Raw genomic sequence first — 15,354 nt, 5'->3', positions numbered from 1 at the left:
TTATTTTTGTATTTTTAGCAATTTAAGAACCGACAATGGTTCTTTTTTGGTTATCAAAGATAAATATTTTTCTGAAACCAAAGAAATAAAATCAATATTTTCAGAAGCCGCATACAGAGTGATTTGATTGCGTTTATCTCTTAAATCTACCTCGGTGGCTTTAATAGTATTAGCTGCTTCATAAACTATGTAATGGTGGCGCGGATACCAAAAAGAATTTTTTATTTCTTCACTGATGCGAGTAATTAAATGATTTTCTTCTTTTTCCCAGTCATAAAGCCAAATTTCATGAGAATTATAATACATTAATTTTTTACTGTCTGGAGAAATCTCAGCCTTTGTAATTTTTTGATTAAAATTTATTCTTATATTTTCATCTTTATAAAGAAAAAAATTATTTTCTGAAGCCAGTATGAAATTATTATTTTTTAAACTAATAAAACGATAATTAAGTTTATAGTTTAAATTGTCTATTATTTTATCTTCATCGTTTTCAAGACGATAAAGATTCTTTTCTTGATTATTTTTTCCAATATAATAAATATTATTTTTGACTGTAAAATCACTTACTTGTTTTTCAGAAACTCTAGTTAATTTTTTATTTGATAAATCAATTTTGTAAAGAATATTTTCCGATAAAGTATAAAAGTTATCTTTATAAGGCTCTATTTTTGTAAACTCTTTATCAGAAATTTCGGAAAGATTTATTTCTTCTGAATAAATGGTACTGATAATCTGGTACTCGTTTTTTTCCTCATTTTTCCCGGCTAAAAACAAAAAATTATCAATCCATTCGATTTGGGTAATCGGTGACTTAATAGACTTTTTAATCACTTTTTTATTTTTATTTTTTAAGTCAATAACTAAAACTTGATAATCATTTTTTTTTATAACAAGAGCTATTTTTTCACCATTTGGGGAAACTTTATATTGAGTAATATTTTCTTCTAATAAATTTTCAGCTAAGGGCTTTTTTAAAAATAAAACTATCTTTTCGGCAAAAGTAGATAGGTTTGGCAGTATCTTTAAATTTTTTGACCAGTCAGTATAGCCGCTTTTTTTAATCTTAATATTATAAAGCCTGGGGCTGAGGTAGCGGAATTTTTCCGGGGTTTTTTCTTTAGTGATTGTGTTATCAATATAGATATCAGCGTTTTGAGGGTAGGAATCAAGCGCCAGAAAACCGGTTTTAGTGAATTTTTTCTGCCCAATATTAAAATTATAGCCGGTAGCGTATAAAACTATTATCGGGGCCAAAATAATAAATACCAAAAAAAGCGCCAGGTAAAATATTCTTCTTTTTTTAATCGTCATCTTTGACTAATTTTAATATTAAAGTTAAAATATAAACAATTGATTTGTATAAAATATGTCTAAATTTGTTATTGAGGGTGGTAAATCCCTTAAAGGAGAAATAAATATATCCGGTATGAAAAACGCGGCGACTCCGATTCTAGCGGCTACTCTTTTATCTGATAAAAATTTTGTTATAAAAAATGTGCCTAATATTGCCGATGTCAGAACTTTAATAGAAATTATGTTGAGTTTAGGAGTGGCGGTCAATTTTAAAAATAATGTAGTAAAAGTTTCGGCCGGGGATATTAGTTTTAACCAGTTGAACAAAGAAAAAGTTGAAGCCATGCGCTCTTCCATACTTTTATTAGCTCCTCTTTTGACTCGTTTCAAAGAGGTAAGAATTCCCCAACCCGGCGGCTGTATTATTGGTAGCCGACCGATTGATACTCACTTGTATGTTTTTAAAAAACTAGGGGCTAAAATAGAGCAAAAAAACGAAGAGTATATTTTAAAAGCTAAGAATCTCAAAGGTTCTACTATTATTTTACCAGAATTTTCAGTTACTGCAACAGAAAACGCGATTATGGCTGCTGTTTTAGCTCAAGGCCTGACCACTATTAAAATGGCGGCCGCTGAGCCACATGTGCAGGATTTGTGTAATTTTCTTAATAAATTCGGAGCTAGAATAAAAGGCATTGGCACTCATACTCTGAAAATAAGAGGAGTTGAAAGATTAAAAGGCGGTTCTTATAAAATTATACCGGATCAGATAGAAGCCGGCACTTTTGCAGTTATGGCTGCGGCTACCCGTTCGAAATTAACTATCAAACAAGTGGTGTCGGAACATCTGGAAAGCGTAGTATTAAAATTAAAAGCGGCCGGTGTAAAATTAGAAGAGAAAAAAAATTATATTAAAATAAAAAAATCCAGAAGCTTGAAATCTTTTAAAGTGCAAACCATGCCCTATCCGGGGTTTCCCACAGATTTACAGGCTCCTTTTTCCGTTTTGGCCACCCAATGCCCGGGCACCAGCTTAATTCATGACCCTCTTTTTGAAAACCGTATGAGCCATATTAAAGAATTAATGAAAATGGGGGCTAACGCTACTATTTGCGATCCGCACCGCGTTTTAATTACCGGTCCGACACCGCTTTTTGGCCAATTTATCAAAAGCCCTGACCTTAGAGCCGGCGCTACTCTTATTATTGCCGGGCTCATTGCCGAAGGCACCACTGAAATTGACCAAGCCGAAATAATTGACCGAGGCTATGAAGATATTGACCGGCGATTAAAAGATTTAGGGGCGGATATAAAGAGAATAAACAATGAATAATAAAACTGGTAAAAGAAAATATTTAATTACTCTAGTTGTTTTTTTTATCCTGGCTGCTTTTATTGGCGGTTTTTTATTGGGTTTTTCCTCTAATTCTTCCTGGCAAAAAAATGTTTCCTTAAAAGAGGCTTTAAGTCTGTTGTCAGATAATAATTCCTCAGTTAATTATATACTTTTTAATAAGGTTTGGCATGCCATTGAAGAAAATTATGTTAATGGTTCTCTTGATAAACAAAAAATGCTTTATGGGGCTATTTCTGGCCTAGTAAACAGCCTGGAAGACCCTTATTCCACTTTTCTTAATCCTGAGCTATCAAAAGTCTTTTTGAATGAAATTGAGGGCAGTTTTGAGGGTATTGGCGCTGAAATTGGTATCAAAAATAATCAGCTGCAGGTTATCGCTCCTCTAGAGGGTTCACCGGCTAAGAAAGCTGGTTTACAGGCCAAAGATAAAATTATTAAAATAGACGGGCAAGAAACGACTAATATGAGTTTGGATTACGCGGTTTCTTTAATCAGAGGGGAAAAGGATACGGCCGTTACTTTGACTGTGGCCAGGGAGGGATTGGAAGAGCTTAAAGATATAAAAATAACCAGAGATAAAATTAACATAAAAAGTGTTGATTGGAGTATTATTACCAGCCAAGATAAAAAAATTGGTTATTTAGAAATATCAAGTTTTACTGATGACACTATGAATTTACTTGACCAAGCCACTAATGATTTTTTACTTAAAGATGTTCAAGGTATCATTTTAGATTTGCGGAACAATTCAGGAGGCTATTTAGAAACCTCTATAAAAGTAGCTTCGCTTTTTATAGAAGAGGGAGTTATTGTTAAAGAAAAATTTTCTGAGGAGAATATTACCGAGTACCAAGCTAAGGGGGAAGCTAAATTACAAGGCTATCCGATGACGGTAATTATTAATGAAGGAAGTGCTTCTGCCTCTGAAATTGTAGCCGGTGCTTTAAAAGATTATAATCAGGCCACCCTTGTCGGTGAAACCTCTTTTGGTAAGGGTTCAGTCCAGGAGTATGAACAATTTTCTGACGGCTCTTCTCTTAAATTAACCACCGCTAAATGGCTTACCCCTAAAGGACATAATATTAATGAAAAAGGGATTACTCCGGATGTTGAAGTAGAGCTAACCCAGGAAGATTTTGATAATGACAAAGACCCCCAGTTTGATAAAGCTTTAGAATTGATAAAAGAAGAAATAAACCAGAGGTAATAAATGATTAAAAGAGTTAAAATTATGCTTGAAGGCCTTGTTCAAGGGGTGAATATGCGTTATAATATAAAACAAGTAGCCAGAGATTTAGATTTAAAAGGCTATGTCAGAAATACTAATGACGGCCGGGTGGAAATAATAGTGGTTGGCTCTGAAAATAAACTAGAAGATTTTTTTTCTTGGCTAAAAAGTGGCCGGACACCAGGACAAATACAAAATATTGATAAAAAATATCTAGAAAATAAAAAAAATTACCAAAATTTCAAAATAAAATATTAATTTATGAAAATTATTTTAAAAGAAGACATAAAAAAACTGGGCCAAAAAGGTGAAGTTAAGGCAGTCTCTCCAGGTTACGCCCGAAATTTTTTAATCGCCAAAAATTTAGCCGAAAAAGCCACTCCTAATAAAATTAAAACGGCTAAGAAAAAAGCAAAAAAAAGAGAAAAAAGAAAATTAAGACAAGAAAAAGAGAATGAAAAAATATTAGAAACTTTCAAAAGCAAAGAAATAACTTTAAAAATGAAGTCTAATGAGGAAGGTCATCTTTTTGCAGCGGTACATAAAAGTGATATATTAAAAAAAATTAAGAAAAATTTCAATCTTGATTTAAAAGAAAAAAATATTATTTTAGATAAACCGATTAAACAAACCGGTCAGTCTAATATCAAAATTAAATTAGCTGATCAAGAAGCTAAGTTAAAACTGACTATAAAATAATGAAAAAAACTAAAACAAAATTTATATTTGTCATGGGCGGGGTTTTGTCCGGTTTAGGTAAAGGCATTGCGGTTTCTTCTTTGTCTCGTCTCTTAAAAAGCAAAAGTTATCGGGTCTCAGCTATGAAAATTGATCCTTATGTAAATGTTGACGCCGGTACCATGAACCCGACCGAGCACGGAGAAGTTTTTGTTACTCAGGATGGTTTGGAAACTGATCAGGATATCGGTAATTATGAGAGATTTTTAAGCCAGGAATTAAACAAAGACAATTACATGACCACCGGGTCTGTTTATAGGTCGGTTATCCAAAAAGAAAGAAACCTGGAATTTAACGGCAAATGTGTCGAAGTAGTGCCTCATATTCCCAACGAAGTAATAAGACGCATTAAAAAACTAGCCCGTAAATCAAAAGCTGATTTTATTATTATTGAAATCGGTGGTACAGTTGGCGAATATCAAAATCTATTATTTTTAGAAGCAGCCAGAATGATGAATTTAAAAAACCCGGGACAAGTCCAATATATTTTAGTCAGTTATCTGCCTATTCCCAGTAAAATTGGTGAAATGAAAACCAAACCGACTCAATACGCTGTACGCACTTTGAATTCAGCCGGTATTCAGCCAGACTTTCTCTTTTGTCGGGCCGAAAAACCGCTTGATAAACCTCGCCGGGAGAAATTATCCACTAATTGTAATGTTGATCCGGAAAATATTATTTCAGCGGTTGACGTAGATAATATTTATGAAATTCCTTTAAATTTCTCCAAGCAAAAAGTAGCCCGTAAAATACTGAAAAATTTTGGTCTAAGGCCAAGAAAAGGAGATTTAAAAGAATGGCAAAAAATAATAAATAAATCAAAACGAGCCAGAAAAAAGGTAAAAATCGGTATTGTTGGTAAATATTTTGGCGTAGGAGATTTTATTTTAGCGGATTCTTATATTTCTGTAATTGAGTCTTTAAAGCACGCGGCTTGGGCTAATACAGCTAAATTAGAACTGACATGGATAAACGCCGAAGAATTTGAAAGAAAACCGCAAAACGTGAAAAAATTAAAAAATTATGACGGCATAGTGGTGCCGCAGGGCTGGGGTTCAAGGGGTTCAGAGGGCAAAATTAAAACTATCAAGTATGTGCGCGAGAATTTTATCCCATATTTAGGTCTTTGTTATGGTATGCAAATGGCGGTTATTGAATTTGCTAGAAATGTATTAAAGCTAAAAAAGGCCAATTCCAGTGAAATTGACCCCAAAACCCCTCATCCAATTATTCATGTTATGCCTGATCAAGAAAAATATCTAGCCAAAAAGCAATACGGTGGTACCATTCGTCTCGGCAACTGGCCCTGTAAAATAATCAAAGGTACTCGGTTAGCTAAAGCTTATAAAAATAAAAGAAAAATTCAGGAGCGTCATCGCCACCGTTATGAGTTTAATACGGCTTACCGGGCTAAAATGGAAAAAAAAGGTTTGACCATAGCCGGTACTTCGCCGGATGGTAAATTAGTGGAAGCCGTGGAAATTTCAGACCATCCGTTTTTTATTGGCGTGCAGTTTCATCCGGAGTATAAATCCCAATTTTTAAATCCCCATCCTTTGTTTGTCGAGTTTTTACAAGTTTGTAAGAAATAAAAAAAGGCTGTGTTTACCACAGCCTTGGGAAAAAAATTTGAGCTTAAAAACCAAGCTCTTTTTTAATTTCCTCCCTGATCTTTTCTATATCTTATTTAGTAAGTCGCGCTTAGCGCGACTGTGGTTCAGATCCCCATCTCCACTTTAACAATAGTAAGTGGTGTCCACGCGAAAGCGTGAGAATGTATCATTTTTTTTAAGAACATAGCGCCGAATAAATTCGTTCACAGAAGGTTTAATAATTTAAAATACAACCCGGCGCAACATTCATATGGCGATATTTTAAAAAAGGTTTTTTCGCGAAAAGAACTGGTCCCCAGACCGGTTCTGGCAATATATTTACTAAGCTCAAGGCCTGGGGGCCAGAGCTTCTCGGTGAATTAGAGATTTAATAATCTATTTTTGCTCGAGAAGGTTGGATCTCCTGATCCAACCGAATAAGGTGACGCGGATCAGGAGATCCGCGCTTCTCGGGTAATTTTAAGGGTTTCCTTGGCAGTTTGTTTTATAAGGCGGTGCGGGCCATGACCCGCCTCTACGCCTGATTTATCGATATTAAAATAAATTTAAACAAAAGCATACTATTTGAATATTTAATATATAGCGGGAATAGAGATTTCTGCCTAGGCGATTTTATTTAAACGCGGAGATAAATCTTTTGCCTAGGCGATAGAAAGTAATTAGATTCTATTTTTTAATATACAAACTTATAGCACTGGCTTAGAAGCCGGCGCCAGAGAGATTAGAATAATATTATTTCCTGGCGCAACATTTATATGGCGACATTTTAAAAAGATTACTCCACAAGTATAAACCAATTAGCCTTAAAACAAAGTGCTTTGGGCCGAGCCGCTAGTTTGGTTATTAGGCTGAGTCAATGGTTTTTTTATTCCAAACCCACCACCAAAACCTTACTAGCTGCTATAACCATAACCAATTAGCAAAAAAGAGGGTTTTGGGCCGAGCCGCTAGTTTGGTTATTAGGCTGAGTCAATGGTTTTTTATTCCAAACCCACAACCAAAACCTTACTAGCTGCTATAACCATAACCAATTAGCAAAACATAAATCGCCGGATAAATCCGGCGCCAGGCTATTAAATAATATAAAATATAATTTGGCGCAACATTCATATGGCGATATTTTAAAAAAGATTTTTTCGCGAGAAGAACTGGTCCCCAGACCGGTTCTGGCAATATATTTACTAAGTTCAGACTTCTTGGTAAATTAGCGGAGATAAATCTTTTACCTACTCGTAAACAAACCTCTCCAATCGCGTAGCTGGAGATTTATCTCCAGATATATCTTATTTAGTAAGTCGCGCTTAGCGCGACTCTGGTTCAGATCCCCATCTCCACCTCTCCAACCGCGTAGCTGGAGATTTATCTCCAGATGTCAAAATTAAATGAGCCTGTTTTATCATAATTACATAAGCATTAAGAAGATAATTAAACTTCTTTTTGGTATAATTTAGGGTATTAATAATAATTTGGCATAAATTATTCTTTGTATATAAATTTTATTTTTCAATTTACCAAACACTCATTTCTTATTAAAAATAGCGGGAATAAATCTCCGCTTACGCAAAAAATGGCGTGTTTAGCAGATATTATCCGGGAGACTCAATACCTGTCTAAGCATCAGATTTCTATTCAGGATTCATTAAATAAAAAAAAAGCTGCGCTTAAAAAGCGCAGCCTGGTAAAATTAGTTTGAGCTTAAAAACCGAGCTCTTTTTTAATTTCCTCCTCTTTTTTCTCTAAGCAAATCTTCCAGTTCTTTTTTTTCGTCAATGAGTTCAATTTTATCTTTACAGACCTCTATGAAACGGTCATTGAGTGCAATAATTTGCTGTTGCAAATCTAGATTAGTCTTAGCCAAAAACTCACATCTCTTGGCTATTTTTTTATGTTCAGACATCTTTCTTCCTCCTTTTTATACTGACTAGAAAAGCCTCTTTAGTACCAGCGACTTTAAAGTATTTTGGATTTTTCTTTAATTCTCTTATTACAGAGCTGATAAAGATATCTCCTGGATAATGAAACCAGATAATCTCAAAACATTGAGGGCACTCTAAAAGTAGTATACCTTGTTCACGATGGTTTTTTTTGTAGTCTGGTTTATTACTATAACCAACTGTATAAGGAAAACAGTTAGTGAGTTGATGTCCGAAATTATAATCGCAACTCGGACATCTGAATAATTCACACATATGTTGAAAGCGTGAAAAATTATGTTTTCCCCAAGAGCGTGTCTTTGGCCTACTTTCCATCTCTTTCCTTTCATTTTTAAAGAACATAACAGACTTTGCCTTGACATTACAGTAATAGGGGAGTAGTGTAAACAGTGTCGTGACATATCCACAACAGTAAACAATATGAAAGAATTTTTAAGACAATTTAATTTAAGAAGAATAGAAATAGAACTTTTTGAAAAGCTTTTCTTCGAAGGAGAAATGACCGCTTCCACTTTAGCCAAGAAAGTTAATATCAGCCGGACTTCTGTTTATGATCTTTTAGAAAAAATGATAGATAAAGGTTTAATTTTCGAGTCTCCCAAGGCTGGAGTTAACCAATATGCGGTTAAGAATCCTGAAAAGTTAAATATACTTTTATCAGAAAAGGAAAAAGAATTTGAAAAAGCCAGAAAATCCTTTAAGTCTTTGGAAAAGTTATATAAAAATGATTCGATTAAAGAACCGAGTTTGCAAATTTATCATGGACAATCGGCTTTGCAGCAAATGATGAAAGATATGCTTTTATACCGTGATATTAAAGTCAGAGCTTACTGGCCCATTATGAAAATGATAAAAATATTGGGAAAGAGCTTTTTAATTAAATTTCATCAGGAAAGGATAGCCAGAAATATCAGCCTTAAAACTATTTGGCCAGCTTCGCAAATTCCTTCTATTAAAAAATATCCTTTTTTAGGAATAGACAAGGAGAACAAAAGAAAAGTAAAAATTGCTCCCAAAAGTGTAAATTTTTCCCTCGGGTATGTGATTTACGGAAGTACAGTGCGCTTTCTCTCTTCAAGTAAAGAAAATTACGGTTTTTTGATAGAAAGCGAGGAACTATCTAAAATGATGAAAGGACAGTTTGATATAGTTTGGCAGCAGGCAAAAAATTATCCATCTAAAGTTAAGGATCAAGTTTTTAAAATAACCAAAGAGTAAATTTTTGTGATAATATTTATTAATTAAAAAACCACCTGTTAATATAAAATAAATTGGCAGGTGATTTTTATTTTTTGGGGATGATGTTAACTATACGGGCCGGTTTTATTTTACCGTCAAATCTTTTTAGTTTGCGTTTAATAAATTCAACATAACCAGTGGTGGTGGTATAAAGGGTGTCATCAGCTCCTTTTTTGACATTTTTACCAGGTCTGAATTTAGTTCCTCTCTGACGGATAATAATAGAGCCCGCCTGGGCCAAGGCGCCATGATGGATCTTAACCCCCAATCTTTTACTGGTTGAATCGCGGCCTAATGAAGTGGAACCGCCGGCTTTTTTATGGGCCATAGAAATAGTTAATTAGTTGATTAGTTAATTTAGTTAATTAGTTGTTTAGTTGAATGGTTAATTAGTTGTTTAGTTGATTAGTTAATTTAGTTAATTGGTTGAGTTGATTAGTTAGGTTTTAATTATTAATATTCTATAATAGATCTTCTTATTTGTCAACCCGGCTTTTATTAGTTATAATTGAAATACTTATTAATTAATATATTTTTTTATGAATAAATATATATACTTTGATCACGCGGCTACCACGCCTTTAGAACCCTTGGTTTTTAAAGCTATGCGACCTTATTTTAAGACTATTTTTGCTAATCCTAACTCTTTACATTCACCGGGACAAAAAGCCAATCAAGGCCTTGAAAAGGCCAGAAGACAAGCCGCTAATTTTTTAAATTGCTCGGAAGCAGAAATATATTTTACTTCCGGAGCCACTGAAAGCATAAATTTAGCTTTGCAAGGAGTGGCTTTAAAAAGGAAGAATAATTTTGGACATATAATTACTACGGCTATTGAACATCCGGCGGTATTAGAAACAGTCAAAGCCCTGGAATCAAAAGGCTTTAAAGTTACTTATTTGCCAGTCAATAATAAGGGCTTAATTAATGAAAAGGTCTTTAAAAAAGCTATTAGAAAAGAAACTTTTTTAGTCTCTTTAATGTATATTAATAATGAAACCGGAGCCAGACAGCCAATTGAAAAAATCGGAGCTATAATTAAGTCTAATAATAAATCCAGAAAAAATAAAATTATATTTCACACTGACGCTGTTCAAGCGGCCGCTCTTTTTCCTTTGGCAGTAGATAAATTAGGGGTGGACACGCTCTCTTTATCGGCTCATAAAATTTATGGACCAAAAGGCGTGGGGCTTTTATATCTTAAAAAAAATCTTAATCTAAAGCCAATAATTTTCGGTGGCCATCATGAAAATGGTGTTCGACCCGGTACTCTTAACACGCCTTTAATTGTTGGTCTGGGGGAGGCCTTGGAAATGGTGAGGAAAAAAAGGAAAAAGGATTATAAAAAGTTATTTAATTTTTCTCAGAAAATAATAAAAGAAGTTAAGATAAATATTAAAGGGGCTATATTTAACGGAGACTTATTAAAAAGATCTCCCGGACATATTAATTTTACTTTTGATAATATTGAAGGGGAGTCTTTACTTTTAATGCTGGATAAAGAGGGATTGGCTGTTTCCACTGGCTCGGCTTGTGCCTCAGCTTCTTTAAAATCCTCTCATGTTTTGAAAGCCATGGGTTTGTCAGAAAGTAGATGTCATGGGGCTATTAGGATTAGTTTAGGCCGTCATAATACCAAAGAAGAAGTGGAAAAGTTTTTAAGGGTTTTGCCTAACTTGATAAAAAAAATCAGGGCGCGTTCACCCCAAAAGTAATAAACACTTTTTTAATTAAAACTTATTAAAAAGGGTTATTCAAATTATCCATCCGATCAATTCTTGGATTGGTTTTTTTATTATCTTTTTCAATTATTTGATTATATAATTTATTATTAATTTTTTCTTCTTGACTTGAAAGCTGAGCTTCATTAATGCTTGGTTCTCTTATATTTTTATAAATGAAATAGAGGTTTTCTAAAAAAACTATAGAAAATATAATTATTATTAAAATTACTATATTTTTCTTGAATAATTTATAAATTTTTTCTTTATCAAAATTAATTTTCATTGTTTTGCCAATAAGTTATTGCTTGAATATTGACGGTGATATTAGAATTATTACTATTGGTAAAGCTAATATTACTAGTTTTAATATAATAAGGTAAAGCCTCTAATGAAGCTAGGTATTTAAGATTATCAGTATAGGCTCCGTCAAGTTTAATCTTTAGATTAACGGTTTTTATATTATCTTTATTATTAGAAGTTTGCTCAAGGGTATAATTTAAGTTTAAGTTTAAATCTTTGGCAACATTCTCTAATTGCCGGAAAAAATCAATTTGTTTTTCGGAGCTTATAAACATATCTTCTAAACGGTTTTTTTTAGTCTTAATTTCCTCAATATCTTTTTTATAAGTGCTAATATTCTCTGAACGGTTTTTAAGTATTTCTTGGGTTATTTTTTGATTTTGCAGATTTTGTCTGGTTTGACTTATTGATGATCTTAAAGGCATTACTAAAAAAATATAGACAGCTATAATAGCTCCTAATAAAACAGCCGTATAAATTAATTTTATTTCTTTAAATTTCATAATTGTTGATATTATAACTGTCTAATATCATTTTTCCACTAATAGTAAAATCCACATTAACTTTTTTTATTAAATTTGAAATGGGAGAATCTATTTCTTTAATGAGATTAGAGTTTTCCAAATTTGTTTTAAATTGCAAAAAAACCTCGCGGGTAGGAGCCAGACCTTTTATTTGTATAAGATTAGTTTCGTTATTTACACTCAGATTTGTAAGCTTCAGATCAGAGGGGATTATCTTGGTATAATCTTTAAGATAATCGGAAAAAATTATATAATCAGATTGTATTTTTTTTATATCTTGAATATCACTATTTATTTCAGATATTGTTTTTGAATAACTAATATTACCTTCTTGTGACTGTCTATTTTGACTAGCTTCATTTTTATCACTAATTTCTTTTACCTGGTTACTAAGATAATAACTAACGCCATACAAAGACATAATGATCAAAACTAAAAAAACTATAACCAAATAAGAAGCTATTCTAAAGGTGTTAAGAATTTTGTACTCTTTAAGTTCTTTCTTCTTTTGATTTGAAAGTAGATTTAATTTAATCATAAATATATTTATTTTAGAGCCAGACCAATAGCGGTGGTAAATGAAGGTGAGTTTTTCTTAATAATATTTTTAATTTTTTTATCAGAATTGAGATAGTTTAGTGGATTAGCTAGGATGGTGGATTTTTTAGTTTTATGACTGATAAGTTGAGGAAGATATTTTAGCTGAGAGCCACCGCCGCAAAGAATAATATCTTTAATTTTATTACTATGAGGAAAATGATTTATATAGAAGCTTTCAATTTCGTTTATTTTATCTGTTAATTTATTAAATTCAGGTTCTATGACCTTTCTTATTTTACCCTTGCCCTTTTTTTTCTCAAGCCCGTAAAGTATTTTAAGTTTTTCAGCATCTTCTCTGTTTATTTTAAGCTTCTCCATAATTTTTTTTGTTATTTTTTCACCGGAAAATGTAAGTGAGGATGAAAATTGGATTGAATTTCTGTCAAAAATTATTAAGTTTGTGTGATTACCGCCTAAATCTATAACTAAAGTTGTTTGGGAAATTTTATTATTTTGAGCAATTATCGCACGGATAGTGGCTACGGATTCCATTTCAAAAGATAATGGGGTTAAATTTACTGAATTTATGATTTTAGAATATGAATCAATAATTATTTTGGGAGCGGCTCCGACAAGTACGCTGGCGTTATTGTTAGCATTTTTTGTTTTAATAATATTCCAATCAAGATAAATTTTATCCGGACTAAAAGGAATATGTTGTGAAGCTTCCCATTTAATAGCTTCGGAAAGACTAGACTTGTGGCGATTATTTACTTCTATTAATTTGATAAAAGTTTTTCTTTCCGGTATACCGCAGTGAACAAATTTGGTTCTTAATTTATGACCATGTGGTTTTTCTATTAATTTACTTATATATTTTTTTAATTTTTTTTCTTCTTTAATTTCACCATCTTCAATAATTCCAGGCTCTATATTTTCTTCATTAAGACTAATTAATTTTTTTTTCTTTTTATCAATTTTAACCAACCGGATAGCATCTTCCGATAAATCAAGGCCAAACGAGTTTTTAAATGGATTTAATTTAAACATATTATTAGTATACCTGCCAGGTGCCTTTTTTCAAAGCCCAGCTAGCACCGGGCCCGGAAGAGAAGCTGGCATTGGCCAAGCCGTGATCGTATTCAACCGTGGCGTTTTGCTCAAGTATCAGTTTATAAGCCGTTGCTTCATAAACACCGGCGTTATTATGCATTTTGATAGCGCCTTGACCGGCGTAAAAAATTACCGCTTTGGCGTTGTTCATGACATCAATAGCTGGATCGCTGTCAGTAGCCTTATCACTGGTGGAGAGAAGCATAATAAAACTATTGTTGCTGGTGTCGCAAGTTGGACCGGTCGAATAGCCAGAACCGCAGAAAAAGACATTGTTTTGGACATCAATTTTGCCATCAGCGATAATTAAGCCGCTTAAAGAGCCATATTCAGAGGCTAGGTATATTTGCGCGTTATTGATAATGCTGATATCGCCCTTGACATAAACCGTGCCGGTCAGCTCTAATACAGCGTTTATTTCAATGGTTAGATTTCCATTTATAACGGCTGGTCCCAGAGCGGTGGTGCCGGAAAGACTATAATCACCTTCAATAGTTTCACCGGCTTCGGCCTCTTTTTTCCAATCAAGAATATTGACCTCGGAAATAGGGAGATTAGACAAAGGTGGGGCCGGTGTGTCCGGATGGCAGTATTCATTCGGACAGGGAGAACCCTGCACTCGACTGGCTGAATCAATGAAAGTATAATAAGCCTCGCCGCTTATATTTGAATTTTTTATTTCGTAGGCAAAAACATCATCATTTACGGCCGGACCGTCCAGATAAGTAGAGTTAGTGCCCAAATAAATTTGAAAATTTAAATCTCCGATTATTTCCGTCCATAAAGGATTGGTGTCATCCCAGTTTGGTGAATACTTAGCCAGGCCATTGCCATAGCCCTGATTTTTGTCTTTAGCCCACCACCAGTAACGATTGGCATTAGCCGAAGTATCCAGCATCAGCCAGTAAGTAGTGTCAGCACTCAAAATTGGGTTAGAGGTTAAGGTAATATTAATCCAGCCGAAATCGTTTCTTGAAACTTGGCTGGCATATAAAATTCCTGAAGCAAGAACATTGTTTTTATCTGGCGAGCCGTTGTCATCGCCTAAAATTCTTAAGGTTAAATTTGGCGGACACTGGGCTGGATTATTACATCTTTTTTTTAATTTTAGGGCCACCTGGGCGATCGGCGCTTCCTGATCCACCTTAAAACTTTGGGCTAAATCAAGGACCGGCGAGGCCTGGCCAAAAACCTGCTGGCCATCAACACCTAAGCTTTGGACTTCATGCGAATAGCTGAACTGAGAGCCAGTGGCCACTTGAGCAGTACCGTTTATTATCCCTGAACCAGTGATGTTTCCATTGGAATAAACATTACCGAAAATTTCAGAATTATTAGCCATGGCAATTCCGCCGGCACCAACCTGAACGCCATAGTGAAAGGCCACGTCATCAGTGTTTAATTCTATTTGTGCTCGCACGGTTTTAGAAGTCTTTGCCTGGGCCGCCGAAGGATAATAACCAGTGGATTCAATTTGCATAGTATTACCGGATAAGCTGGTAACATTGTTGGAAAAAGAACCCAAGTCAAGATCAACATTTTCACCGCTGAAACTGCTATCTTGATTGATTTCTTCAATAGCTTTGTCAATACCGGCCTCAGCTAAATTAAAGGCTATTTTTTGCTGGTATCTTTTCTGGACAATATAGTTGTTACCAATAATAAAACTTATTAGGACGGCTGTTAATAAAACAGAAACTCCTAAAAAAGTAACGACTATGGCTAAAATTTGTCCTTTATTATTCATA

General features: G+C 33.8%; 16 protein-coding genes. 7 read left to right on the top strand and 9 right to left on the bottom strand.

The window, feature by feature from the left end; genetic code table 11:
- Entirely contained in the window at positions 1-1,314 is a 1,314-nt protein-coding gene (locus U5L76_06070; protein MDZ7799134.1) for a PEGA domain-containing protein, read from the bottom strand.
- 55 nt (positions 1,315-1,369) lie between these two features.
- Here U5L76_06070 and murA point away from each other — a divergent pair, with 55 nt between their 5' ends.
- The 5 genes from murA to U5L76_06045 are packed head-to-tail and all read left to right on the top strand — an operon-like array spanning position 1,370 to position 6,211.
- Positions 1,370-2,629, top strand: a complete 1,260-nt coding sequence (gene murA / locus U5L76_06065) for a UDP-N-acetylglucosamine 1-carboxyvinyltransferase (protein MDZ7799133.1) — start codon at positions 1,370-1,372, stop codon at positions 2,627-2,629.
- Positions 2,622-3,860 carry a S41 family peptidase gene (locus U5L76_06060; protein MDZ7799132.1) on the top strand — a complete coding sequence of 413 codons (1,239 nt, stop codon included), beginning with the start codon at positions 2,622-2,624 and terminating at the stop codon, positions 3,858-3,860. The genes murA and U5L76_06060 overlap by 8 nt, the downstream gene beginning before the upstream one ends.
- Positions 3,861-3,863: 3 nt before the next feature.
- On the top strand, positions 3,864-4,139 hold the full coding sequence (locus U5L76_06055) for an acylphosphatase (protein ID MDZ7799131.1): 276 nt from the start codon (positions 3,864-3,866) through the stop codon (positions 4,137-4,139).
- Positions 4,140-4,142: 3 nt separating this feature from the next.
- Positions 4,143-4,580, top strand: coding sequence for a 50S ribosomal protein L9 (gene rplI / locus U5L76_06050; protein ID MDZ7799130.1), 438 nt, complete (start codon positions 4,143-4,145; stop codon positions 4,578-4,580).
- Positions 4,580-6,211, top strand: coding sequence for a CTP synthase (locus U5L76_06045; protein MDZ7799129.1), 1,632 nt, complete (start codon positions 4,580-4,582; stop codon positions 6,209-6,211). Before rplI ends, U5L76_06045 begins: the two co-directional genes overlap by 1 nt.
- A 1,735-nt stretch (positions 6,212-7,946) precedes the next feature.
- On the opposite strand, the gene U5L76_06040 is transcribed toward U5L76_06045, so the two are convergent.
- Together U5L76_06040 and U5L76_06035 are read right to left on the bottom strand one after the other, a co-directional pair.
- A complete protein-coding gene (locus tag U5L76_06040) occupies positions 7,947-8,129 on the bottom strand; it encodes a hypothetical protein (protein ID MDZ7799128.1) in 183 nt (60 codons plus the stop codon).
- A complete protein-coding gene (locus U5L76_06035) occupies positions 8,122-8,421 on the bottom strand; it encodes a hypothetical protein (protein ID MDZ7799127.1) in 300 nt (99 codons plus the stop codon). The genes U5L76_06040 and U5L76_06035 overlap by 8 nt, the downstream gene beginning before the upstream one ends.
- 165 nt (positions 8,422-8,586) lie before the next feature.
- On the opposite strand from U5L76_06035, the gene U5L76_06030 reads away from it, so the two are divergent.
- Positions 8,587-9,384, top strand: coding sequence for a helix-turn-helix domain-containing protein (locus U5L76_06030; GenBank protein MDZ7799126.1), 798 nt, complete (start codon positions 8,587-8,589; stop codon positions 9,382-9,384).
- Between the two features lie 67 nt (positions 9,385-9,451).
- On the opposite strand, the gene rpmA is transcribed toward U5L76_06030, so the two are convergent.
- Complete coding sequence (gene rpmA, locus U5L76_06025) at positions 9,452-9,733, bottom strand: 50S ribosomal protein L27 (protein MDZ7799125.1); 282 nt, start codon at positions 9,731-9,733, stop codon at positions 9,452-9,454.
- A 211-nt stretch (positions 9,734-9,944) separates the two neighbouring features.
- Between rpmA and U5L76_06020 the strand changes: the two genes are divergently transcribed.
- Positions 9,945-11,120 carry a cysteine desulfurase family protein gene (locus U5L76_06020; protein MDZ7799124.1) on the top strand — a complete coding sequence of 392 codons (1,176 nt, stop codon included), beginning with the start codon at positions 9,945-9,947 and terminating at the stop codon, positions 11,118-11,120.
- Positions 11,121-11,145: 25 nt separating this feature from the next.
- Here U5L76_06020 and U5L76_06015 read toward each other — a convergent pair whose 3' ends face one another.
- The 5 genes from U5L76_06015 to U5L76_05995 are packed head-to-tail and all read right to left on the bottom strand — an operon-like array spanning position 11,146 to position 15,353.
- A complete protein-coding gene (locus tag U5L76_06015; protein MDZ7799123.1) occupies positions 11,146-11,412 on the bottom strand; it encodes a hypothetical protein in 267 nt (88 codons plus the stop codon).
- On the bottom strand, positions 11,402-11,932 hold the full coding sequence (pilO, locus tag U5L76_06010; GenBank protein ID MDZ7799122.1) for a type 4a pilus biogenesis protein PilO: 531 nt from the start codon (positions 11,930-11,932) through the stop codon (positions 11,402-11,404). The genes U5L76_06015 and pilO overlap by 11 nt, the downstream gene beginning before the upstream one ends.
- Complete coding sequence (locus tag U5L76_06005) at positions 11,922-12,491, bottom strand: hypothetical protein (GenBank protein MDZ7799121.1); 570 nt, start codon at positions 12,489-12,491, stop codon at positions 11,922-11,924. Before U5L76_06005 ends, pilO begins: the two co-directional genes overlap by 11 nt.
- Positions 12,492-12,499: 8 nt before the next feature.
- The gene (gene pilM, locus U5L76_06000; GenBank protein ID MDZ7799120.1) at positions 12,500-13,543 is read right to left on the bottom strand and encodes a type IV pilus assembly protein PilM; all 1,044 of its coding nucleotides are present in this window, start codon (positions 13,541-13,543) and stop codon (positions 12,500-12,502) included.
- Between the two features lie 4 nt (positions 13,544-13,547).
- Positions 13,548-15,353, bottom strand: a complete 1,806-nt coding sequence (locus tag U5L76_05995; GenBank protein ID MDZ7799119.1) for a choice-of-anchor R domain-containing protein — start codon at positions 15,351-15,353, stop codon at positions 13,548-13,550.
- Position 15,354: the final 1 nt, after the last annotated feature.

It is taken from the genome of Patescibacteria group bacterium, assembly GCA_034520665.1.
In the GTDB taxonomy this organism is placed as follows: Bacteria; Patescibacteriota; Patescibacteriia; order JAXHNJ01; family JAXHNJ01; genus JAXHNJ01.
The sequence above is the reverse complement of the archived record's forward strand: the minus strand, read 5'-3'. Positions and strand labels throughout refer to the sequence as shown.